Raw genomic sequence first — 20,732 nt, 5'->3', positions numbered from 1 at the left:
GTGTTCGCACCTCGCGCCGGCGCTGCAGGCGTCATAGCAGCTCTCACCGTTGTCACGGCGGCGTGCGGCGCCGCCCCGTCCACGCAGGGCCAGCCGTCCGCGGCGGGCGGCAAGAGCGCCGCCACCGCCACCTCCGCCGCCGACCTCGGCGGCATGGACAAGCTGGTCGAGGCGGCCAAGAAGGAAGGCACCCTCCACGTCATCGCCCTCCCGCCGGACTGGGCCAACTACGGGGAGATCATCTCAACTTTCGAGAAGAAGTACGGCATCAAGGTCGAAAGCGAGAACCCCGACGCCTCCAGCGCGGATGAGATCAACGCGGTGAAGACCCGCAGGGGCCAGGACCGCGCGCCCGACGTGCTGGACCTGGGCCAGTCCTTCGCCTTCAGCGGCGCCAAGGAGGGCCTGTTCGCCCCCTACAAGGTGCAGGCCTGGGACAAGATCCCCGAAGGCCAGAAGGAGCCGAGCGGCCTGTGGGTCAACGACTACGGCGGCTACGTCTCCATCGGCTGCGACGCCAAGAAGGTCGGCACCTGCCCCAAGACCTTCGCCGACCTGCTCAAACCCGAGTACAAGGGCAAGGTCTCGCTCAACGGCAACCCCAACAAGGCCGGCGCGGCCTTCGCGGGCGTGTGGGCCGCGGCGCTGGCCAACGGCGGCTCGCTCGACGACATCGCGCCCGGCGTGGAGTTCTTCAAGAAGCTCAAGGCGGCGGGCAACTTCAACCCGGTCGAGTCCACCCCGGCGACCGTGGAGAAGGGCGAGACGCCGATCAGCATCGACTGGGACTACCTCAACGCCGGCTACCGCGAGCAGTTCCTCCCCAAGGGCCTGGACTTCCAGGTCGTCGTGCCCGGCGACGGCGTCTACGCGCAGTACTACGCGCAGGCCATCAACAAGGACGCGCCGCACCCGGCCGCCGCGCGGCTGTGGATGGAGTTCCTCTACAGCCCCGAGGGGCAGAACCTGTGGCTCAAGGGCGGCGCCCGCCCGGTGCTGATGCCGGCGATGACCGCCGACGGCACCATCGACAAGGCGCTGGCCGACAAGCTGCCCGCGGTGCCGGGCGAGCCGAAGTTCCCGACCGAGGAGCAGGTCACCAAGGCCAAGGACACGCTGGCCAAGACCTGGGACGCGGCGATCGCGGGCTGATGGCTCGCGCAGCCGGAACCGGCGGCTGGCTCGGCGCCCTGCCGCTGCTCGCCTTCGTCGCGCTGGCCTTCGGCGTCCCGGCCGTGGCCATGGTCGCCGGGGCCTTCACCGTCGACGGCTCCCCCAGCGCCGGCGCCATGGCCCAGACGCTGCAGGGCGGCTACCTGACCGTGCTGGCCAACAGCGTCAAGCTGTCGGCCGTGGTCGCCGTCTGCGGCGCGGTGCTGGGCGCCTTCCTCGCCCAGGCGGTGGTGACCTCCCGTTCCGCCGCGCTGCGCGAGGCCGTGCTGACCGCCTCCGGGGTGCTGGCCAACTTCGGCGGGGTGCCGCTGGCCTTCTTCTGGGTCGCCACGCTCGGCAACTCGGGCGTGGTCAGCGGCCTGCTGGGGCTGCCGTCCGGCGCGCTGTTCAGCTTCTGGGGGCTCGCGCTGGTGTACCTGTACTTCTCGATCCCGCTCATGGTGCTGGTGATCGCCCCCGCGCTGGACGGCCTGCGGCCCCAGTGGCGCGAGGCGGCGCTCAACAACGGCGCGACCACCTGGCAATACTGGCGCTACGTCGCGCTGCCGGTGCTCACCCCCGCCCTGCTGGGCGGCGTGGTGCTGCTGTTCGGCTCGGCGTTCGCCGCCTACGCCACCGCCGCGGCCATGGGCGCGGGCACGGTGCTGCCGCTGGTGACCCTGAAGATCGCCAGCGCGCTGTCGGGCGATGTGCTGACCGGCTACGAGAACATCGGCCTGGCGCTGAGCCTCGACATGGTCCTGGTCGCCGGGCTGGTCATGGCCGTGTACCTGCCGCTGCAGAGGAGGAGCACGCGATGGCTGCGGTGATCGCCGAAGTCGCGCCCGAGCGGGCGGCGCCGCCCCGGCTGTGGCGTGGCGTCGTGCTGGCGCTCGCCGCCGTGTACTTCCTGGTCCCGCTCGGCGCCTCGGTCTGGTTCACCGTCCACAACCCCGTCACCGGCTTCTCACCGGACCCCTATCTGGAGCTGTGGACCGCCGAGGGGTTCGTGCCCAGCCTGCTGCTGTCCCTCGGCCTGGCGCTCGCGACCATCGCGCTGGCGCTGCTGCTCACCCTGCCCGCGATGCTGGCGGTACGGCTGGCCGTACCCCGCCTGCGCCCGGTCCTCGAGGTGATCTGCACGCTGCCGCTGGTCGTGCCGCCGATCACGTTCGTCGCGGGCATCACCAAGTCGCTGGCGACCGGCAACGAGGTGCTCGCGCCCACCCCGTTCTGGGCCACGCTCAACGCGATCCAGGACGACGCCTTCCCGCTGGTGCTGGTGTTCGCCTACGTCGTGCTGGCGTTGCCGTTCGTCTACCGGGCGCTGGACGCGGGCCTGCGCACGCTCGACGTGCGCACGCTCGTGGAGGCGGCGCGCAACCTGGGCGCGTCCTGGCCGCACGTGCTGTTCCGGGTGGTCGTGCCCAACCTGCGCACGGCCCTGGCCGGCGCGGCGTTCCTGACGCTGGCGCTGGTGCTGGGCGAGTACACGGTGGCCGCGATCCTCGGCTACCGGCCGTTCGCCGTCTGGATCGTCACGATCTCCGGATCCAAGGGGCAGCTGTCGGTCGCGGTCTCGGTGCTGAGCCTCGTCCTGACGTGGGTGCTGCTGCTGGCCGTGTCCGGCGTTTCACGAAAGCGAGGGATGTCGAGGTGACCGCCCGACTGGAGTTCCGTGGGCTGCGCCGTACCTTCGGCAGGACGGTGGCTCTCGACGGCCTGGACCTGGTCGTCGAGCCGGGCGAGCTTGTGGCGCTCCTGGGCCCCTCGGGCTGCGGCAAGACCACCGCCCTGCGCTGCGTGGCCGGGTTCGAGCAGCCCGACGAGGGAGCGGTGCTGCTGGACGGCAAGGACATCACGCGGGTGCCCGCCAACAAGCGCGACGCGGGGATGGTCTTCCAGGCCTACTCGCTGTTCCCCAACCTCAACGCGCTGGACAACGTCGGCTTCGGCCTGCGGGTCCGCAAGGTCCCGCGGGCGCGGCGCCACGCCCGCGCCCGGGAGCTGCTGGAGCTCGTCGGCCTGGACTCGCACGCCGAGCGCTTCCCGCACCAGCTGTCGGGCGGGCAGCAGCAGCGCGTCGCGCTGGCGCGGGCGCTGGCCCTCGAACCGCGCGTGCTGCTGCTGGACGAGCCCCTGTCCGCGCTCGACGCCAAGGTCCGCGTCGCGCTGCGCGAGGAGATCCGGCGGCTGCAGCTGGACCTCGGGATCACCACCTTGTTCGTCACGCACGACCAGGAGGAGGCGCTGTCGATCGCGGACCGGGTCGCCGTGCTGCGCGACGGCCGCGTGGAGCAGTGCGGCCCGCCCGCCGAGGTGTACGACCGCCCGGCCACGCCCTTCGTCGCCGAGTTCGTCGGGACCATGAACCACCTGCCGGGACGGGTCACGGGCGAGGAGGTGAGCGTGCTGGGCCAGGTGCTGCCGGTGGACGGCCCGGCCCCCTCCCGTGATGTCGATGTGCTGGTCCGCCCGGAGGCCGTGCAGGTGGCGCCCGACCCGGACGGCTCCGGCCAGATCGTCGCCGCCTCCTTCCGCGGCGCGTCGGTCCGCCTGCGGGTGGCCCTGGAAGGCGGCGAGGTGCTCGCCGACGTGCCGGGCCACGAGGCGGTACGGCTGGCGCCCGGCACGCGGGTGGCGGTGCGGCTGGTCGAACGGCCGGTGCTGGTGGCCGCGCGGCGCGCCGAGACCCCGGCGCCGGTCTTGCCGTCGGAGGACGCCGCCGGTGTCGCCTGAGGACCGGCCCGGCGATCGGTCCGGCGATCGGCTCGACGCCCGGTCCGGCGCCTGGTTCGATGCCGTGCTGTTCGACATGGACGGCACGTTGGTGGACACCGAGGGGCTGTGGTGGTCGGCCGTCGACGCGGTCGCCGGCGCTCTGGGCCGCCCGCTGACCCCCGGCGACGAGCCCTTCGTCCACGGCAGGACCATCGAGGACACGGCCGCCCACCTGGCGCCGAAGGGATCCGCCGCCTCGCTCGCGCGTCGGCTCACCGAGGAGTTCACGCGGCGCATCGACGAGGGTGTCCGCGTCCTGCCGGGCGCGCGGAGCCTGCTCGCCCAGCTGGCCACGGCCGGGATCCCGACCGCCCTGGTCAGCGCCTCACCCCGGTCGGTGGTGGAACGCATCCTGCCCTTGCTGGAGGGCCACCGCTTCGCCACCGTCGTCGCGGACGGCGACACGCCACGCGGCAAGCCGTACCCGGACCCCTACCTGGAAGCCGCCCGGCGCCTGGGTGTGGCGCCGTCCCGGTGCCTGGCTGTGGAGGACAGCCCCGCGGGCGTCACGGCGGCGCGTGCGGCGGGTTGCCGGGTGGTGACGGTCGAGCCCGCCTCGGGCCTGCCCTCGCTGCGGGACCTGATGCGCCTGCCCAGTGACTGATCGACAGCCTCGCGCTGTCGCGCAACGCGAAACTCACAGCACTTTCCGCCCCCTTAACGCCGGTTCCCGTCATAACTGACCTTGAAAAGGTATGCTGGAAGCAGTCCGAGGAAAGATGGATCATGCTTCTGAGGTTCCGCGTCGCCAATCACCGCTCGATCCGCGACGAGCAGACGCTCTCCCTGGTGACCGTTCCACGCCGAGGGGAGCCCAAAGACCTGTCCACCGTGCGGGTCGCCGGGATCTACGGAGCAAACGCTTCGGGGAAGTCCAACGTGCTCGACGCTCTCAGGTGGATGATCTCCGCGATCGAGTCATCCCATACCAGCTGGAATCCGACGGGCGGCGTGCCTCGCCACCCCTTCAAGCTCTCCGCCGACGGAGCCGCCACGCCTTCCTTCTTCGAAATCGACTTTCTCCACGAAGGGGCGAGATACTCATACGGTTTCGAGGTCGTCGACGACCAAGTCGTCGGCGAATGGCTCTACACCTTTCCCCACGGGAGACGGCGAAAGCTGTTCGAGCGGACCTCGCCCCATAATGTCCACTTTGGGAGGGGTTTCACCGGCCAGGCAAAGCGAATCCTCGAGCTCACTCGCCCTAATTCTCTGTACTTGTCTGCAGGCGCATCCAACAATCACACGCTCTTGAGCTCGCTCTATACGAAAATCACTCGCTTCGTCCTGTTCGCCCAGCACACCGAACAGGACGAGGAAGTACGCCTAGGCCTCACCAAGTATGCCCTCACATTGCCGAATATTCGGAAGACACTCAACAGGCTGCTCCAGGTCGCCGACCTTGGAGTGGCGGGCGCCGAACTTGTGGAGCGTACGTCCGACCCCTCCATGGACAAGCTCATCGCTGTCGATCCGGACTACTTCCAAGAGCCGGACCGGGTAGCGACCCTCAAGGCCGTGAGATCCGATGTGGTCCTCCGGAGATCGGTGGCGACCGTGCCGCTCAATCTCGAGGAGGAAAGCGCCGGCACGCGAATCTGGCTCTCCATGCTGGGCCATACCCTTTTCGTCCTTTGGACTGGGGGCGTACTAGTAGCAGATGAGATCGACTCCAGCCTCCACCCCATGTTGAGCTCGACCCTGATCCGCATGTTCAAGGACCCCGTGATCAACAGGAGTGGCTCCCAGCTGATCTTCGCCTCCCACGACACGACCCTGCTCGGCTCACTGCTCGACCAAGAGATTCTGGCACGGGACGAGGTCTGGTTCACCGAGAAGGACGAATCCGGCGCCACCAGCCTGTACTCTCTTGCCGAATTCCACCCCCGCCGCGACGAAAACGTCGAGCGCGGCTACCTGCAGGGCCGCTATGGGGGAGTTCCATATGTCAGCTTTGACCAGATCCGTCAGATCTTCACAGAACAGGCGATCACCAGATCATGAGCCCTCGGCGCAGCCCCCAGCGCCTTGACCGGCCCACTAGCCGACGCACACCCAAGAAGCTTCTGCTCATCGTCTGCGAAGGCGAAGTCACCGAAGTCGAATACTTCGAGCGAATCCGGGATCACTTCAGGTCACTACCTGTCGACATCCGCAGCTGCAAGGTCGTCGGGCTCGGCCGCGACCCGGCTTCCGTGGTGGACTATGCGATTCGCGAGAAAGACAGGAGAGCGAGAGAGGCACGGGCGAAGGGGGATGTCAATATCGCCTATGACGAGGTCTGGTGCGTGGTTGACGTGGACGAGCACACCACCCTCGACCATGCCCTCGCCTCGGCCAGACGAGCCGGTGTGAACCTCGTGGTCTCGCTGCCTTCCTTCGAGCTCTGGATTCTCTACCACTTTCAGGACTACACCACCCCCTGCGACTGCCGGACTGTCCGGCGGCAGCTCGAACGGCACATCGACGACTACGACAAGCGCTTGAGCAGGCACTTCCCGATTGATCGACACGCCCTCGCGGCTGAACGCGCCCGGCGGGCCGACCCCGACCATTGCCGACCGAACCGGCGAGGCCGCAACCCCTCGACCAACGTGTGGCTGGTCGTCGACGCGATCCGTCAAGTGGGCAAATCGCGATAGTGCGAGTCCCGTTGGTAGACCTCGACCCCCACGCGAGGAGGAGGGCGGAGGACCGAAGCACGCAAAGCACGCGAAGGCCCATGCCGTTCCGTCCCCGGTCACCCCAGGAATCCCCTCAAGGCCCGAGGGGTTGAATGGGGCATGCATGCGATCGTCGTCTCCGCCACCGGCGGCCCGGAAGTCCTGCAGTACGCCGAACGCCCCGACCCCTCCCCCGGTCCGGGCGAAGTGCTGATCGACGTCGCGGCCGCCGGCGTGAACTACATCGACGTCTACCACCGCTCCGGCGTCTACCCGCTCGACCTGCCGGCCGTGATCGGCTCGGAGGGGGCCGGGACCGTGTCGGCCGTCGGCGACGGCGTGACCGGCGTGGCGGTGGGCGACCAGGTCGGCTGGGTCAACGTGCTCGGCGGTTACGCCGAGAAGGCGGTGGTCCCCGCCGACCGGGTGGTCCCGGTGCCCGACCCCGAGCTGGGGGCCGCCGTGCTGCTCCAGGGCATCACCGCCCACTTCCTGACGCGCTCGACGCACCGGGTCGAGCCGGGCGACCGCGTGCTGGTCCACGCGGCCGCGGGCGGCGTGGGGCAGCTGCTCACCCAGCTCGCCAAGCTGCACGGCGCCACCGTCTACGCCACCGTCTCCACCGAGGAGAAGGCCAAGCTGGCCCGCGAGGCCGGGGCCGACGAGGTGCTCGGCTACGACGACTTCGCCGACGCCCTGCGCGGGCAGATGGACGTGGTGTACGACGGGGTGGGCGCGAGCACGTTCGACGGCAGCCTCGCCACGCTGCGCCCGCGCGGCCTGATGGTCCTGTACGGCGCGGCCAGCGGTCCCGTGCCGCCGCTCGACCCGCAGGTGCTCAACCGGTCGGGCTCGCTGTTCCTCACCCGGCCGACGATCACGCACCACATCGCCGACCGCGAGGAGCTGCTGTGGCGCGCCCGCGAGGTGTTCGGCTGGATCGCCTCGGGCGACCTGCGGGTCAACGTGTCGCACCGCTATCCGCTAGCCGAGGCGCGGCGGGCGCACGAGGACCTGGCGGCCCGCCGTACCACCGGGAAGCTGCTGCTCATTCCCTGACGGGCGGCCAGCCGAGCAGGCGGGCGCCGAGCACGGCGGTCTCCAGCGTGAAGCGCTGGGTGGGGTCGTCGGGCGAGAAGCCGGTGAGGCGGCGGATGCGCTCCAGGCGGTAGGTCACGGCCCGGGTGCTGATGCCGAGCCGTCGGGCGGCGGCCGCCTGGTTGCCCTGCGCGGCGAAGATCGCCTCCAGCGTCTCCAGCAGCGGCTCGGGCCCGCCCCTGGCGGTCAGCAGCGGGCTGAGCACGCTGGTGACCAGGTCCTCGATCGCCTCCCTGTCGCGCAGCAGCACCGGGAAGACCAGCAGGTCGGCGGCCTTGACGACCTGCGGGCGCAGCCCGAGCCGGCCGGCCAGGTCCAGCGCGTTGGCCGCCTCGCGGAAGGAGGTGACGACCCCGCCGGGCCCCCGGTGCGGCCGTCCCACGCCCACCCGCCAGCCGGCGGGGAAGCGGGCGCGGACGTGGTGGGTGAACTCCCCGACGGCCGCGGGCAACGTCGCGGGCGCCACGCACACCAGCAGCCCTTCGCGGACGGCGACCAGCACGTTGTGCGAGCCGAAGCGGGCCGTCAGCCCCTCCTCGATCGGCCGCGCGAGCCGCGCGAGCCGCGCGAGGTCGCGGTCCGCGCCCTGGGCGGCGGCCACGACGTAGGACTCGGCCAGCCGCAGCCCGAAGTGTTCCGCGCGCTCGGCGAGCCGGTCGGCCCTGCCCTGGAACAGGTCGTCGAGGAACTCGCGCCGCGCCTCGGCCTCCCGGCGCAGTGCCCGCGTCTGGGCCTCCTCGTAGCCGTCCAGCAGCGCGAGCAGCACCCTGCGCAGGGCCGCGTCGGCCGAGCCGTCCAGCGCGGCCTCGACGAGCGTCCTGAGCGGCACGCCGCGTTCGGCGGCCAGCGCCCCGGCGGCCCGGCAGGAGTCCAGCGCGTCCCTGCCGGGCGGCCGTCCCGTCGCGGCGGCCCGCGCCAGGGTCTCGCGCAGGCCGCCGAACAAGTCCTCCATCAGACTCCCACGTCGCGCCGGTCGAAGGAGAGCACGGCGGTCAGCAGCAGGACGGCGGTGGCCGCCGCCAGCACGAGGTAGTCCCCCCACGGCCAGCCGGTCGACAGCGGCTTGCCCTCGAGGTAGTAGTGCCACGGCGAGACCCACTTCAGCCACGCGATCGCGTCCACGTTCCTGCCGATGGTCACCACGACGTAGCCGGCGACCGCCCAGCCGCCGACCACGGCCGACGCCGGCGCCCTGCGCCCGACGGCGGCCCCGACCGCCAGCGCGACCGTGCCGAAGAACAGCGCCAGCAGCAACACGCCGGTGTGCGCGGCCAGCAGCCGGTCGAAGGGCACGCCCATCTCGATGGTCTGCGCCACGCCGTACGTGACGAGGAAGGTGACCGCGGCGGCGGCCAGCAGGCCGAGCACCAGCCCGGCGAAGCGGTCCAGCACCAGCCGCCGCCGATCGACCGGCAGCGTGACGGTCAGCTCCAGCGTGCCGGCCTCCTCCGGCTGGGCGATGGCGCGGTTGGCGACGGTCAGCGCCGCGAAGACGAACATCATGGGGACGAACAGCTGGTAGACGACCGACTGCAGGTAGCCGGTGCCGGTGGTGAAGTCCTCCAGGCCGCCCATCAGATCGCGCAGCGCGCCCGGGTACTTGGCCACGGCGGCCTGGCTGTAGGTCTCAGGGCTCTCCCTGATGCTGGCGTAGACCCCCACGTACATCGCCAGGAAGGCCGAGATGCCGACCGCCCACCCGACGAGCGCCCTGCGGTACTCCCGCAGCGTTCTGACGATCATGATGCCTCGCTGTAGTACGTCAGGAAGATCTCTTCCAGGTCGGGTTCGGCGCTCACCATGTGGACGACGGTGAACTTCGCGGCGGCCTTGACCAGGGCGTCGGGCCGGCCGTCGATCGTGCACCGCAGCGAGGCGCCCTCGATCCGCAGGTCGCGCACGCCCGGCAGGCCCTCGAACGCCTCGCGCGGCACCGGCGCGTCGAAGTGGAGCTCCACGCGCCGCACGGCCTTCTCGCGCAGCGCGGCGACGTTCTCCACGGCGACCAGGCGGCCGCCGCGCACGATGCCGACCCGGTCGGAGACGTGCTCCACCTCGGCCAGGACGTGCGAGGACATCAGCACGGTCCGCCCCGAGGCGCGCACCTCGCGCACCATGGCCAGGAACTCCTGTTGCACGAGCGGGTCCAGGCCGCTGGTCGGCTCGTCGAGGATGAGGAACTCCGGCTCGTGCATGAACGCCTGGATCAGCCCGATCTTCTGCTTGTTGCCCTTGGAGAGCTTGCGCATGGGCACGCCCAGGTCCGCGTCCAGCCGTTCGGCCAGCCCGTCGATCCTGGCGGCCGGCACGCCGCCGCGCACCTTGGCCAGGAACTCCAGGTACTCGCGCGCCTTCTCCCGCCCCTCCAGCGCCAGCTCGCCGGGTAGGTACCCGATCCGGTTGCGTACGGCGGGCGTCCGCGTGTCCTCGCCCAGCACCCGCACCAGGCCGCGCGTCGGCCGGATGACGTCGAGCAGCAGCCGGATGGTGGTCGTCTTGCCCGCGCCGTTGGGCCCCAGGTAGCCGAACACCTCGCCCGGCTGGATCTCCAGGGTCAGGTCCTCCAGGCCCCGGCGCCTGCCGTAGTACTTGGTCAGGCCCTCGGCCTGCACCACTGCTGTCATGGCTGACATCGTGCTCCCGCGGAGGCGTCCGCGTCAGCGTGCGGCTCCGGCAATCCGGCGGGCGGTTCGTTGCCGGAACCCGGCAACTTTGCTTATCCGAAATTTCGGAATATTGTGGAGGGCATGAAGACCTTGCTGAGCCTCGCGCTCACCGCTCTGCTCTCCACCGGCCTCCACGACACCGGCCTCCGCGACGCCGACGACGTCCTGGCTCACCTCAAGGCGCATCAGAAGGACGTCGCGCTGATCACCCCCGGCATCCGGCACAACGCCCACGTCCCCATGCCGTTCGCGTCGGCCATCAAGATCCTCCACCTGGAGGCCTACGCCGACGCGGTCCGCGCCGGGAGCGCACGGTCCGACGAGAAGGTCCAGGTGGCCAGGTGGAACGCCTACCATCTGCCCGGCACGGACGGCGGCGCCCACGAGGCCGCGCTCAACAGGCTGCGCCCGGGCGCCACGGTCACCCTCGACCAGCTCGTCTCCGCGATGATCGAGGAGAGCGACAACGCGGCGGCCGACCTGCTGCGCGACCGCCTCCGCCTGCACGGCCGGGTGCCCACGATCAACGGCGAGATCCTCAAGGCGTTCGGCGGCTGCCCGAGCGACCCCGACACCTGCCTGAAGAACTACGTCACCAAGGGCGAGCAGATCCGCCTCCAGCTCCCCGGCTGGGACCGGCAGGCCGCCTGGGCCGACCGCGTCACCCGGGTCAAGCCCTCCGTCATCCACCGCACCCTCACCAGGCTCACCAAGGACGAGCTGGCCAGGAAGCACCTGGAGTGGCCGATGCGCCGGCCGGGCGCCGCGCCGGACAAGCTCGTGATCGGCGCCAAGGGCGGCGCGCTCCCCGGCGTCGTCACCGAGGCGATGTACACCGTCAAGCCCGGCCGCGAGCCCGTCGTGACGGTTCTGGCGCTGCGGCGGCTGCCCGCCGCCACGTGGACGTCGGCCCTGGAGAGCTATGCTCATCAGCAGTTCATCCTCCGGATGAACACCGACCCGGCGTTCCACCGGCGCGTGCGCGCCGCGCTCAAGTGAGGTTCGTCTGTCCACTCTGGAGGAACGGCTGCGGGACCTTGAGGCCCGCGTGGCCGCGCTGGAAGGCAAGGCCGCCGCGCCCGCCGCCCTGCCCACCGACGACACCGGCCACGTCACCTACGGCGGCGAGGTACGGCTCGGCGGCCGAGGCTACGTGTGGGAGATGGTGCGCCCGCCCGGCTGGCTGGTCGAGCAGCCCGCCGCGCCGATGGCGGGCGTGCTGGCGGCGGCCGGCCACCCGGCGCGCTTCCGCATCCTCCAGCTGCTGCTCGCCGGTCCCAAACCCATCGCCGACCTGCAGGCGGAGCTGGGATTGGCCTCACAGGGGCAGCTCTACCACCACCTGAAGACGCTGTCGTCGGCCGGGCTGGTCGACCAGCCGGAGCGCGGCGTCTACCGGGTGCCGCCCAAGTGCGTCGTGCCCGTGCTGGCCCTGGCCGCGGCCGCCCTGGACGTGGCTCACCAGTCCTGATTCAGGCCCGACATGCGGCGGAAGTACTCGTCCTCGTCGATCTCCCCGGCGGCGTAGCGGCGCTTGAGGATCTCCCGCGGGTCCTCCGGCTCGGGCTTCACCGGGCGGTTCATGCGCGCCCGGATGAGCAGGATCGCCAGCGTGACCAGCGCGATCACCAGGAGGAGGACGAGCAGTCGGCTCATGACCCGATGATAGACGGGTGGAGACTGCGTTCGTGCTCGGCGGCGGCGGGGTGCTCGGCGCCTACGAGGTGGGCATGCTGCGCGCGCTCCGCGAGCACGGGATCGAGCCCGACCTGGTGCTCGGCACCTCGGTCGGGGCGCTGAACGGCGCGCTGCTGGCCGCCTCCCCCGGCGACGCCGTCGAGCGGCTGACCAAGCTGTGGCTGTCGGACGTGGTACGCACGGCCTTCGGGGGCTCGCTGGTGACGCGCCTGTCCACGCTGGCCAGGACCGGCACGCACCTGCATCCCGTCGGGCCGCTGCGCCGGCTGCTCGCCTCCGCCGTGCCGTACTCCCTGATCGAGGACCTGCCGGTGCCGTTCCAGTGCGTGGCCGCGTGCATCGAGCGGGCCTGCGCGCACTGGTTCGCGCGGGGGCCGCTGGTGGAGGCGGTGCTCGCCTCGTGCGCGGTGCCCGGCCTGCTGCCGCCGATCCAGATCGACGGGTGCCACTATCTCGACGGCGGCCTCGTGCACAGCATCCCCATCGGCCGCGCCGTCCAGCTCGGCGCCCGCCGCGTCTACGTCCTGCACGCCGGGCGCATCGAGCATCCGCTCCGGCCGCCGCGCCGGCCCTGGGAGGTGGGCCTGGTCGCCTTCGAGATCGCCCGGCGTCACCGCTTCGCCGAGGAGATGGCCCTGCTGCCGCCCGGCGTCGAGGTGCACGTGCTGCCCACCGGCTCTCCCGGGCCGGTCTCGCCGCTGCGCTACCGGGACCTCACGCGCGTGGCCGACCGCATCGACCGCGCCTACCGGGCCTCCTCCAGATACCTGGCCGCGGGCATGGTGTGAGGCGCGGCATGAGGCGCACTATGAGACTGTGCCGCCAGATGTGCCGCCGGACTGGCTGCCCCCGCGCGTCGTGCGGCGCGTGATCCTGGCCCCGCTGGTCGTGGTCCTGACCGCCGCGTTCCTGGTCACGTTGCCGCTGTGGGCGATCGTGGTCTTCGTCGCCTCGCTGCGGCTTCCGCCGCCGCGCCGCCGCGGCACGCGCTTCCTCCGCTTCGCCGTCGTCTGGCTGACCCTGGAGTCCGCCCTGCTGCTGGCCTGCCTGGGACTGTGGGTCGCGAGCGGCTTCGGCGGGCGGCTGCGGCGCGACTCCTTCCGCGAGCGGCACTACGCGCTCATCGGCTGGTTCCTGCGCAAGGTGTACGGCGCCGCGGTCAACATCTTCCAGCTCAGCGTGGAGATCGAGGAACCGCCCGCGGCCGGGCCGGCGCGCGCCGCCCGCCCCGCGCGTCCCGTCATCGTGCTGTCGCGCCACGCCGGCCCCGGCGACTCGTTCCTGCTCGTCCACCACCTCCTGGAGCGGTACGGCAGGCAGCCGCGCATCGTCATGAAGGCGGCGCTGCAGTTCGACCCGTCGATCGACGTCGTGATCAACCGGTTGCCCAACGCCTTCGTCCCGCGCGGGGCGGGCGAGGGCCGGGTCGTCGAGGAGATCCGGCGCCTGGCGTCCACCATGGACGCCGACGACGCGCTCGTGATCTTCCCGGAGGGCGGGAACTTCACGCCCCGCCGCCGGCGGCTGGCCATCCGGCGGCTGGAGCAGAGGGGCCGGATGGAGGAGGCGTAGCGGGCCAAGGGGATGGACCACCTGCTGCCGCCCCGGCCCCGCGGCGCCATCGCGGCCATCGAGGCGTGCCCGCAGGCCGACGTGGTGTTCGTCGCGCACACCGGCCTGGACCACCTCGTCAGCCTCGGCGACGTGTGGCGGCGGCTGCCGGTGCGGGCGCGGATCAAGGCCAAGTGGTGGGTGGTCCCGGCCGGCGAGGTGCCCCGGGAGGACCGCGTCGGGTGGCTGTACGACCAGTGGGAGGCGATCGACGCCTGGATCGGGGCACAGCGGTCCTCGCCGTCGCTGCCCGGGTGAGCGCCCGCGGAAAACACCCTTGCACCTCCCGTTGCGTGAGGTCCTACGGTCTCGCGCATGACCACCCAGAAGAAGGTCTCCCGGCAGGTCACGCTCGAGCTCGAGGCCGGCAACGCCGCCATGGTCGACATCGGCAAGATGCTCGGCCCCACCGGCGTCAACACCCGGCAGCTGAAGCTCGACTACGACGAGGCGACGGCTCCCCAGAGAGGGGAGATCGTGCCGGTCGTGGTCACGGTCTTCGAGGACCGCTCCTACGCGCTGCGGTACAAGACACCGCCCACGGCCCACCTGATCCGCAAGGCCGTGGGCCTGGAGAAGGGAGCCGGCCGGCCCGGGTCCCAGACGGTGGCCAAGCTGTCGCGCGAGCAGCTGCGCGAGATCGCCGAGCGCAAGCTTCCCGACCTGAACACCGACGACGTCGAGGCCGCGATGAGGCAGATAGCCGGCACCGCCCGGTCCATGGGCGTGCTGGTGGCCGACTGAGGGCGGCTCTCAGCCGGTGCCCAGGAAGCTCCTGATCACCGGCGGCCGTCCCGGGCCGCGCTCGATGAGCTCCAGCAGCGCGTCGGTGTCCACGTGCCGCTCCACCAGGTCGCCCAGCGCGTCCAGGCGCTCTTCCCGCAGGCGGGCGAAGCACGTGGCGGGATCCGGCTCGAAGTCGCGGCCCGCCAGGGCGGCCACCTCCGCCAGGAACGCCCGCCGGAACCCGTCGTTCTCCAGCGCCCCGTGCCACGTCGTCCCGAAGACGGCGCCCACGCGGCAGCCGTCGAGGAACGGCTCCCCGCCCTCGACGGCCGCCTGCCCGTGGTGGATCTCATACGCGCTCACCGGATGCCCGCGCCACTCCCCCGCCGGCCGCCCGAGCGTCTTGTCCGCTGCGAACTCCACCCGCACCGGCAGCAGCCCCAGCCCCGCGACCCGTCCCGCGCCCGACTCCACGGTGTCCACGATCTCGCGCCCGAGCATCTGGAACCCTCCGCAGACGCCCAGGATCGGCCCCCGGCGTACGGCGAGCGCGTCGGCCAGCCCCCGTTCCCGCAGCCACGCCAGATCCGCCACGGTCGCCCGCGATCCCGGCAGCACGACCAGGTCGGCGTCCTGCAGGTCCCCGGGCTCGGCGACGAAGCGGACGACCACCCCGGGCTCGGCCGCCAGGGCGTCGACGTCGGTGAAGTTGGAGATCCGCGGCAGCCGGACGACCGCGACCCGCAGGGTCTGCCTGCCGTACGGCCCGCGCACCCCGACGGCGCGGCTGTCCAGCGCGAGCGAGTCCTCCACGTCCATCCACAGCCCGTCGAGCCACGGCAGCACGCCGTACACGTCCCGGCCGGTCAGCGAGCGCAGCATGTCGAGCCCGGGTTGCAGGAGCTCGCGGGCGCCGCGGAACTTGTTCACGATGAATCCGGAGATGTGGGACTGGTCGGCCGGGTCGAGGAGCGCGACGGTGCCGTAGAAGGCCGCGAACACCCCGCCCCTGTCGATGTCCCCCACGACGACCACGGGCAGGTTCGCCGCCCTGGCCAGGCCCATGTTGGCGATGTCGCCGGCGCGCAGGTTGATCTCCGCCGGGCTGCCCGCGCCCTCGCAGACCACCACGTCGTAGGTCTCCCGCAGCCGCTCCAGCGACTCCAGCGCCTTGCCCCGCAGGAGGTCCTTGAGCCGGCCGTACTCCATGGCGTCGACGTCCGTCAGCGGCCGGCCCATCAGCACGACCTGGCTGCGGCGGTCGCTGCCGGGCTTGAGCAGGATCGGGTTCATGTCCGCCACCGGCTCCAGGCCCGCCGCCCGCGCCTGCGTCGCCTGCGCCCGGCCGATCTCGGCCCCGTCGGCGGTGACGAAGGAGTTGAGCGACATGTTCTGCGCCTTGAACGGCGCCACCTTCACGCCGCGGCGGGCCAGCCAGCGGCACAGGCCCGCGGTGACCACGCTCTTGCCCGCGTCGGAGGTGGTCCCGGCGATCAGCAGCGCACCCTTCACTCGGCCACCGTAGCCGGGTCCTGCCGCATCGTCCGCAGCGGGGACAGCCACAGCACCAGCGTGCCGAGCCCGCAGGCCAGGCCTGCGACCAGCAGCGTCGTGCGCATGCCGACCGCCTCGGCGAGCGCGCCGCCCAGCAGCGCGCCCAGCGGGGCGCAGCTCCAGGCCATCCACCGCATGGTCGCCGCGAGCCGGCCCTGCAGCTCGAGCGGGGTGACGAGCTGGCGGAAGCTGCGCTGGGTGACGTTCAGCACGATCGCGCCCGCGAGCAGGACCGTCCAGCCGAGGCCGACCAGCACCTGGCCGAGCAGGCCGGGGGAGACGAGCGGCAGGACCAGGTCGCAGACGGCGTAGACCAGGGAGGCGCCCAGCATCGTGCGGGTCATGCCGTACCGCTTGGCCAGCCGCTCGGCCACCAGGCCGCCCAGGACGCCGCCCAGGGCGCTCAGGCCGGACACCAGCCCGATGGCCAGCGGTGACCAGTGCAGCTCGCGGGCGGCGTAGACGGTGCTCAGCGCGACCGGGATCGCGATGACGAAGGAGAAGACCGCCCCGCTGATCGCGATCGGCCGGATGAGCCGGTTGCGCAGGACGTAGCGGACGCCCTCCACGATGTCGGCCCGCACCGTCGCCCCCTGCCTGGGTTCGGGCCGGGGCTCGGGGGCCCTGATGCGCCAGATCGCCGCCGCCGCGGCGAAGAACGACACCGCGTCGGCCAGCATCGCCTTCGCCGGGCCGAACGCCTGGATCAGCACGCCGCCCAGCGACGGTCCCGCGCTGGCCGCGCCGGTGGTCGACAGGCTCAGCTTGGCGTTGCCCTCCAGCAGCCGCTCCGGGCCCAGGAGCACCCTCGGGTAGGTCTGGTAGGCGGGGTTGAAGAACGTCTCGCACAGCCCGGCGACCAGGGGTAAGGCCACCAGCGTGACCTCGCTGCCCAGCATGCTGACGGTCTGGCCGCTCCACAGCAGGACGAAGTCCCGCTCCCTCCACAGTGATCGTTTCCCCGGCACCTGGGGCATCCTGCCATAGGGAGCCGCCGATCAGGCGTAGTGGCGGTAGACCGCCTGCGCCACGCACGCGGGTTTGTCGCCGCCCTCCACCTCCACCGTGAAGTCCAGGGTCATCTCCACGCCGTTTCCCTTGACCTCGGCCACGCCGGCGACGGCGCCGCGCAGCCGGATCTTGGCGCCGACCGGCACGGGGGCGGGGAAGCGGACCTTGTTGAGCCCGTAGTTGACGCTCATCTTCACGCCGCCGATCTCCAGCAGCTCGTTGAACAGCGGGATGAGCAGCGCGAGCGTGAGGTAGCCGTGCGCGATCGTGCCGCCGAAGGGGCCGCGGGCCGCCCTGTCGGGGTCGACGTGGATCCACTGGTGGTCGTGCGTGGCGTCGGCGAAGGTGTTCACCTGCTCCTGGGTGATCTCCATCCAGCCGGTGTGCCCCAGGTCCCTGCCCGCGAGGGCGAGGAGCTCGGCCAGGCCGTTCGCCTTGATCGTCATGAGGTGTCGCCTTCCTGCCCGTAGCGCGCACGCAGGGCCTTCTTGAGGATCTTGCCGGTGGGGTTGCGCGGCAGCTCGGCCACGAACACCACGGATTTCGGGATCTTGTACTTGGCGAGCCTGCCGTGCAGGAACTCGAGGAGGTCCCGCTCGGACGGCTCAGCCCCCGGCCCGGGCACGACGACGGCGCGCCCGACCTCGCCCCACCGCTCGTCGGGGACGCCGATGACGGCGCAGTCGGCCACGCCGGGGTGGTCGAGGAGCGCGGCCTCCACCTCGGCCGGGTAGATGTTCTCCCCACCCGAGATGATCATGTCCTTGACGCGGTCGACGATGGTCACGAAGCCGTCGGCGTCCACGGTGGCGACGTCGCCGGAGCGGAACCAGCCGCCCGCCATGACCCGGGCCGTCTCCTCGGGCCGCCCCCAGTAGCCCCGCATCACGTTCGGCCCGCGGACCACGACCTCGCCCTTGTCGCCCGGGCCGACGTCGCGCAGCTCGTGGTCGACGATCCGGACGTCGGTGAAGAAGTGCGGCACGCCCGCCGTGCCCGCCTTGCGCGCGCTGTCCTCCTTGGCGAGGTACAGCACGCCGGGCGACGCCTCGGTCATGCCGTACCCCTGGCTGAAGGCGAGCCCGCGCTCCAGGTAGGCGCGGATGGTGGCGGGCGGCACCGGGGAGCCGCCGCAGTTGAGGTGCCGCAGGCTGGACAGGTCGGCCGTGGGCCAGGCGGGGCAGGCGGCCATGGCGTCGTACATGACCGGCACGCCGAACATGTAGGTCACGCGGTGCGTCTGGATCGCCTCCAGCACCCTGACCGGGTCGAAGGCCGGCATCAGCACCACCGTGCCGCCCTTGAGGACGGTCGGCAGGCAGGTCATGTTGAGCCCGGCGGTGTGGAACAGCGGCGCGACGACCAGGGTGACCTCGTCGGCGGCCAGGTCGACGTCGACCAGGACGTTGACGCTGTTCCAGGTGATGTTGCCGTGGGTGAGCACGGCGCCCTTGGGCTTGCCGGTGGTGCCCGACGTGTACATGATCATGCAGGGGTCGTCGAGGCCCACCGGCTCGTCGATCGGCTCGCTCGGCGAGGCCGCCAGCAGGTCCTCGTACCCCTGATCCACCGCGATCACGTGGCGGACGGTCCCGGCCGCCACGGGCGCGTGCCGCGGGGCGTGGACGAGCACGCCGCTGCCGGAGTCGCTCAGGCAGTGGACCAGCTCGGGCTCGGCCAGGCGCATGTTCAGCGGGACGAACACCCCGCCCAGCATGCCGGTGGCGAACAGCGTCTCCAGGAACGCCGGGTGGTTCTGGCCCAGGTAGGCGACCCGGTCGCCCCGCCGTACGCCCAGGCCGCGCAGGGCGTGCGCGAGGCGGCACACCCGCCGGTGCAGCTCGGCGTAGGTCAGGCGGGTGTCCTCGTGGACGACCGCCGGCTTGCCGGGCGTCTTGCGGGCGCGGCGGGCCGTCCAGGAGCCGATGCCCTCGTTGCGCATGGCCCTATCCCTCCTTGGCGAGCCCCAGCAGGCGGGCCGCGTTGCCCTTGAGGATCTTCGGCCGCACCTCGGGCTTGACCTCCAGCCTGTCGAAGTCCGCCAGCCACCGGTCGGGCGTGATGACCGGATAGTCGGAGCCGAACAGCACCTTGTCCTGCAGCAGGGAGTTGGCGTAGCGCACCAGCTGGGGCGGGAAGTACTTGGGCGACCAGCCGGACAGGTCGATGTGGACGTGCGGCTTGTGCGTGGCCACGGCCAGCGCCTCGTCCTGCCAGGGGAAGGACGGGTGGGCGAGGATGATCCGCAGCTCGGGGAAGTCCACGGCCACGTCGTCGATCAGCATCGGGTTGGAGTACCGCAGGCGGATCCCGCCCCCGCCCGGCACGCCGGCGCCGATGCCGGTCTGGCCGGTGTGGAACAGGGCGGGCACGCCGAGCTCCTCGATAGCCTCATACAGCGGGTAGGCCATCCGGTCGTCGGGGGCGAAGCCCTGGAGGCTGGGGTGGAACTTGAAGCCGCGCACGCCGTACTCCTCGACCAGCCTGCGCGCGGCGCGGACGGCGGCCCGGCCGCGCCACGGGTCGAGGCCGGCGAACGGGATCAGCACGTCGGCGTGGCGGGCGCAGGACTCGGCGACCTCCTCGTTGGGGATGGGCGGGTGGCCGGTGGCGTGCTCGGCGTCCACGGTGAACACCACGGCCGCCATCCGGCGCTCCCGGTAGTACGCGGCCATCTCGTCGATCGTGGGCTGGCGGTGGCCGTGGGCGCCGAAGTACTTCTCCGAGGCGGCCATGAGGTCCGGCGGCAGGGAGGGGTGGCCGCCGACCGAGACCTCGGCGTGCGTGTGCACGTCGATGGCGACGAGGTCGTCGACGTTCATCGCGGGACCTCCGGCGCGGGGACGCCGTAGGTCTGCGGCTCGCGGCCGACGCCCGTCGCCCAGGTGGCGGCGATCGCGCCGGCGTCCCAGCCGCCCTCGCGGTAGGCGACCGCGACCTCCTGAGGGTGCGACCACAGCGACAGCCGGTCGCCGCCGATGCCGATGGCCTGCCCGGTCACGCCCGCCGCGGCGTCGGAGGCCAGGAACACCGGCAGCGCGGCGACGTCCTCCGGCGTGCCGAACCCCTCGGCGGCGCGCAGCCACGCAGGGAACGGCTCGCCCCGCTCCTCCCACGCCTCGACGTACGGCGCGAACGCCGGAATCGTCTTGGTCATCGCGGTGGCGGCGACGGGGATGACGGCGTTGACGGTGATGCCCGCCTTGGCGCACTCCAGCGCCCACGTGCGGACCATGCCGACGATCGCGGCCTTGGCCGCCGAGTAGTTGGTCTGGCCGAAGTTGCCGCGCTGCCCGGCGGGCGAGCCGACGACGATGATCCGCCCGCCCTCGCCCTGCTCTCTCATGCGCTGGACGGCGGCGCGCACGCAGGTGAAGGTGCCACGGAGGTGGACGTTGACGACGGCGTCGAAGTCGTCGTCCGACATCTTCCACAGCACGCGGTCGCGCAGGATCCCGGCGTTCGTCACCAGGGCGTCGAGCCTGCCGTACTCGGCGACCGCGCGGGCCACCAGCGCCTCGGCGACGGCCGTCGGCCCCACGGCGCCCGGCTCGGCGACGGCCCGGCCGCCGCGCTCGGCGATCTCCCCGGCCACCTGCTTGGCGGCGTCGGCGTCGGCGTCGTTGACGATGACGGCGGCCCCCGCCCCGGCCAGCGCGAGGGCGTAGGCCCGGCCGAGGCCCCGCCCCGCGCCGGTGACGACGGCCACCTTGGTGTTGAGATCCACTGACGTCCTTTCGTTGACTGTGGTGATGGGGATGCCCGCTCCTGG

At 71.9% G+C, this 20,732-nt stretch carries 24 protein-coding genes; 14 read left to right on the top strand and 10 right to left on the bottom strand.

Annotation, left to right across the window (positions count from 1 at the left end; translation table 11 throughout):
• The 8 genes from BSB02_RS34625 to BSB02_RS34590 all read left to right on the top strand — a co-directional run bounded on the left by BSB02_RS34625 (nucleotide 1) and on the right by BSB02_RS34590 (nucleotide 7,655).
• Nucleotides 1–1,152 carry an ABC transporter substrate-binding protein gene (locus BSB02_RS34625; protein WP_084965220.1) on the top strand — a complete coding sequence of 384 codons (1,152 nt, stop codon included), beginning with the start codon at nucleotides 1–3 and terminating at the stop codon, nucleotides 1,150–1,152.
• Nucleotides 1,152–1,982, top strand: a complete 831-nt coding sequence (locus tag BSB02_RS34620) for an ABC transporter permease (protein WP_084965219.1) — start codon at nucleotides 1,152–1,154, stop codon at nucleotides 1,980–1,982. The genes BSB02_RS34625 and BSB02_RS34620 overlap by 1 nt, the downstream gene beginning before the upstream one ends.
• The gene (locus tag BSB02_RS34615; RefSeq protein WP_084965218.1) at nucleotides 1,970–2,812 is read left to right on the top strand and encodes an ABC transporter permease; all 843 of its coding nucleotides are present in this window, start codon (nucleotides 1,970–1,972) and stop codon (nucleotides 2,810–2,812) included. Before BSB02_RS34620 ends, BSB02_RS34615 begins: the two co-directional genes overlap by 13 nt.
• Entirely contained in the window at nucleotides 2,809–3,891 is a 1,083-nt protein-coding gene (locus BSB02_RS34610; RefSeq protein ID WP_084965217.1) for an ABC transporter ATP-binding protein, read from the top strand. The genes BSB02_RS34615 and BSB02_RS34610 overlap by 4 nt, the downstream gene beginning before the upstream one ends.
• Entirely contained in the window at nucleotides 3,881–4,537 is a 657-nt protein-coding gene (locus tag BSB02_RS34605) for an HAD family hydrolase (RefSeq protein WP_084965216.1), read from the top strand. Before BSB02_RS34610 ends, BSB02_RS34605 begins: the two co-directional genes overlap by 11 nt.
• A gap of 122 nt (nucleotides 4,538–4,659) precedes the next feature.
• On the top strand, nucleotides 4,660–5,937 hold the full coding sequence (locus BSB02_RS34600) for an AAA family ATPase (protein ID WP_084965215.1): 1,278 nt from the start codon (nucleotides 4,660–4,662) through the stop codon (nucleotides 5,935–5,937).
• On the top strand, nucleotides 5,934–6,575 hold the full coding sequence (locus BSB02_RS34595) for an RloB family protein (RefSeq protein WP_084965214.1): 642 nt from the start codon (nucleotides 5,934–5,936) through the stop codon (nucleotides 6,573–6,575). Before BSB02_RS34600 ends, BSB02_RS34595 begins: the two co-directional genes overlap by 4 nt.
• A 141-nt stretch (nucleotides 6,576–6,716) precedes the next feature.
• Nucleotides 6,717–7,655 (top strand): quinone oxidoreductase family protein, encoded by a 939-nt coding sequence (locus BSB02_RS34590; protein WP_084965213.1) that lies wholly within the window; start codon nucleotides 6,717–6,719, stop codon nucleotides 7,653–7,655.
• Here the strand turns inward: BSB02_RS34590 and BSB02_RS34585 are convergent.
• From BSB02_RS34585 to BSB02_RS34575, 3 genes are read right to left on the bottom strand one after another with little or no spacing between them, the layout of a single operon-like run.
• Nucleotides 7,645–8,646: a PucR family transcriptional regulator gene (locus BSB02_RS34585; RefSeq protein WP_084965212.1), complete on the bottom strand. Its 1,002-nt coding sequence runs from the start codon at nucleotides 8,644–8,646 to the stop codon at nucleotides 7,645–7,647. The two genes, BSB02_RS34590 and BSB02_RS34585, sit on opposite strands and share 11 nt — an antisense overlap.
• The gene (locus BSB02_RS34580; RefSeq protein ID WP_084965211.1) at nucleotides 8,646–9,437 is read right to left on the bottom strand and encodes an ABC transporter permease subunit; all 792 of its coding nucleotides are present in this window, start codon (nucleotides 9,435–9,437) and stop codon (nucleotides 8,646–8,648) included. The genes BSB02_RS34585 and BSB02_RS34580 overlap by 1 nt, the downstream gene beginning before the upstream one ends.
• Nucleotides 9,434–10,318, bottom strand: coding sequence for an ABC transporter ATP-binding protein (locus tag BSB02_RS34575; protein WP_084965210.1), 885 nt, complete (start codon nucleotides 10,316–10,318; stop codon nucleotides 9,434–9,436). Before BSB02_RS34575 ends, BSB02_RS34580 begins: the two co-directional genes overlap by 4 nt.
• A 123-nt stretch (nucleotides 10,319–10,441) precedes the next feature.
• Between BSB02_RS34575 and BSB02_RS34570 the strand changes: the two genes are divergently transcribed.
• Both BSB02_RS34570 and BSB02_RS34565 read left to right on the top strand, forming a co-directional pair.
• Nucleotides 10,442–11,359 carry a serine hydrolase gene (locus tag BSB02_RS34570; protein WP_084965209.1) on the top strand — a complete coding sequence of 306 codons (918 nt, stop codon included), beginning with the start codon at nucleotides 10,442–10,444 and terminating at the stop codon, nucleotides 11,357–11,359.
• A gap of 49 nt (nucleotides 11,360–11,408) precedes the next feature.
• Nucleotides 11,409–11,831 (top strand): ArsR/SmtB family transcription factor, encoded by a 423-nt coding sequence (locus BSB02_RS34565; RefSeq protein ID WP_206185043.1) that lies wholly within the window; start codon nucleotides 11,409–11,411, stop codon nucleotides 11,829–11,831.
• Here BSB02_RS34565 and BSB02_RS34560 read toward each other — a convergent pair.
• The gene (locus BSB02_RS34560; RefSeq protein WP_084965207.1) at nucleotides 11,819–12,016 is read right to left on the bottom strand and encodes an SHOCT domain-containing protein; all 198 of its coding nucleotides are present in this window, start codon (nucleotides 12,014–12,016) and stop codon (nucleotides 11,819–11,821) included. The two genes, BSB02_RS34565 and BSB02_RS34560, sit on opposite strands and share 13 nt — an antisense overlap.
• Before the next feature lie 17 nt (nucleotides 12,017–12,033).
• Here BSB02_RS34560 and BSB02_RS34555 point away from each other — a divergent pair, with 17 nt between their 5' ends.
• Genes BSB02_RS34555 through rplK form a run of 4 tightly spaced genes read left to right on the top strand, consistent with a single transcriptional unit; the run spans nucleotide 12,034 to nucleotide 14,413 of the window.
• A complete protein-coding gene (locus BSB02_RS34555) occupies nucleotides 12,034–12,846 on the top strand; it encodes a patatin-like phospholipase family protein (protein WP_084965206.1) in 813 nt (270 codons plus the stop codon).
• A 28-nt stretch (nucleotides 12,847–12,874) separates the two neighbouring features.
• Nucleotides 12,875–13,630, top strand: coding sequence for a 1-acyl-sn-glycerol-3-phosphate acyltransferase (locus BSB02_RS34550; protein ID WP_240506932.1), 756 nt, complete (start codon nucleotides 12,875–12,877; stop codon nucleotides 13,628–13,630).
• A 12-nt stretch (nucleotides 13,631–13,642) separates the two neighbouring features.
• Complete coding sequence (locus BSB02_RS42710) at nucleotides 13,643–13,927, top strand: hypothetical protein (protein ID WP_240506930.1); 285 nt, start codon at nucleotides 13,643–13,645, stop codon at nucleotides 13,925–13,927.
• A 57-nt stretch (nucleotides 13,928–13,984) separates the two neighbouring features.
• The gene (rplK, locus tag BSB02_RS34545; RefSeq protein WP_084965205.1) at nucleotides 13,985–14,413 is read left to right on the top strand and encodes a 50S ribosomal protein L11; all 429 of its coding nucleotides are present in this window, start codon (nucleotides 13,985–13,987) and stop codon (nucleotides 14,411–14,413) included.
• Nucleotides 14,414–14,422: 9 nt separating this feature from the next.
• Here the strand turns inward: rplK and BSB02_RS34540 are convergent, their stop codons facing one another.
• Genes BSB02_RS34540 through BSB02_RS34515 form a run of 6 tightly spaced genes read right to left on the bottom strand, consistent with a single transcriptional unit; the run spans nucleotide 14,423 to nucleotide 20,687 of the window.
• Nucleotides 14,423–15,907: a cobyric acid synthase gene (locus tag BSB02_RS34540; protein ID WP_084965204.1), complete on the bottom strand. Its 1,485-nt coding sequence runs from the start codon at nucleotides 15,905–15,907 to the stop codon at nucleotides 14,423–14,425.
• A complete protein-coding gene (locus tag BSB02_RS34535; protein WP_158088810.1) occupies nucleotides 15,904–16,917 on the bottom strand; it encodes an MFS transporter in 1,014 nt (337 codons plus the stop codon). The genes BSB02_RS34540 and BSB02_RS34535 overlap by 4 nt, the downstream gene beginning before the upstream one ends.
• 30 nt (nucleotides 16,918–16,947) lie before the next feature.
• Nucleotides 16,948–17,406, bottom strand: coding sequence for a MaoC family dehydratase (locus BSB02_RS34530; RefSeq protein WP_084965202.1), 459 nt, complete (start codon nucleotides 17,404–17,406; stop codon nucleotides 16,948–16,950).
• Complete coding sequence (locus tag BSB02_RS34525; protein ID WP_084965201.1) at nucleotides 17,403–18,902, bottom strand: acyl-CoA synthetase; 1,500 nt, start codon at nucleotides 18,900–18,902, stop codon at nucleotides 17,403–17,405. The genes BSB02_RS34530 and BSB02_RS34525 overlap by 4 nt, the downstream gene beginning before the upstream one ends.
• A 4-nt stretch (nucleotides 18,903–18,906) precedes the next feature.
• Nucleotides 18,907–19,782 carry an amidohydrolase family protein gene (locus tag BSB02_RS34520; protein WP_084965200.1) on the bottom strand — a complete coding sequence of 292 codons (876 nt, stop codon included), beginning with the start codon at nucleotides 19,780–19,782 and terminating at the stop codon, nucleotides 18,907–18,909.
• Nucleotides 19,779–20,687: an SDR family oxidoreductase gene (locus tag BSB02_RS34515; protein ID WP_084965199.1), complete on the bottom strand. Its 909-nt coding sequence runs from the start codon at nucleotides 20,685–20,687 to the stop codon at nucleotides 19,779–19,781. Before BSB02_RS34515 ends, BSB02_RS34520 begins: the two co-directional genes overlap by 4 nt.
• Nucleotides 20,688–20,732 lie beyond the last annotated feature (45 nt).

Source organism: Thermoactinospora rubra (assembly GCF_002093975.1).
Lineage (GTDB): Bacteria > Actinomycetota > Actinomycetes > Streptosporangiales > Streptosporangiaceae > Nonomuraea > Nonomuraea rubra_A.
Note: the sequence above shows the minus strand (reverse complement) of the source record. Positions and strands in the feature narration are given on the sequence as shown.

Coding starts and splice junctions, on each gene's coding strand:
- BSB02_RS34615 (WP_084965218.1), top strand. CDS start 1,970: ATGGCTGCGGTGATCGCCGAAGTCGCGCCCGAGCGGGCGGCGCCGCCC.
- BSB02_RS34585 (WP_084965212.1), bottom strand. CDS start 8,646: ATGGAGGACTTGTTCGGCGGCCTGCGCGAGACCCTGGCGCGGGCCGCC.
- rplK (WP_084965205.1), top strand. CDS start 13,985: ATGACCACCCAGAAGAAGGTCTCCCGGCAGGTCACGCTCGAGCTCGAG.
- BSB02_RS34595 (WP_084965214.1), top strand. CDS start 5,934: ATGAGCCCTCGGCGCAGCCCCCAGCGCCTTGACCGGCCCACTAGCCGA.
- BSB02_RS34580 (WP_084965211.1), bottom strand. CDS start 9,437: ATGATCGTCAGAACGCTGCGGGAGTACCGCAGGGCGCTCGTCGGGTGG.
- BSB02_RS34590 (WP_084965213.1), top strand. CDS start 6,717: ATGCATGCGATCGTCGTCTCCGCCACCGGCGGCCCGGAAGTCCTGCAG.
- BSB02_RS34525 (WP_084965201.1), bottom strand. CDS start 18,902: ATGCGCAACGAGGGCATCGGCTCCTGGACGGCCCGCCGCGCCCGCAAG.
- BSB02_RS34560 (WP_084965207.1), bottom strand. CDS start 12,016: ATGAGCCGACTGCTCGTCCTCCTCCTGGTGATCGCGCTGGTCACGCTG.
- BSB02_RS34620 (WP_084965219.1), top strand. CDS start 1,152: ATGGCTCGCGCAGCCGGAACCGGCGGCTGGCTCGGCGCCCTGCCGCTG.
- BSB02_RS34530 (WP_084965202.1), bottom strand. CDS start 17,406: ATGACGATCAAGGCGAACGGCCTGGCCGAGCTCCTCGCCCTCGCGGGC.
- BSB02_RS34575 (WP_084965210.1), bottom strand. CDS start 10,318: ATGACAGCAGTGGTGCAGGCCGAGGGCCTGACCAAGTACTACGGCAGG.
- BSB02_RS34570 (WP_084965209.1), top strand. CDS start 10,442: ATGAAGACCTTGCTGAGCCTCGCGCTCACCGCTCTGCTCTCCACCGGC.
- BSB02_RS34600 (WP_084965215.1), top strand. CDS start 4,660: ATGCTTCTGAGGTTCCGCGTCGCCAATCACCGCTCGATCCGCGACGAG.
- BSB02_RS34520 (WP_084965200.1), bottom strand. CDS start 19,782: ATGAACGTCGACGACCTCGTCGCCATCGACGTGCACACGCACGCCGAG.
- BSB02_RS42710 (WP_240506930.1), top strand. CDS start 13,643: ATGGACCACCTGCTGCCGCCCCGGCCCCGCGGCGCCATCGCGGCCATC.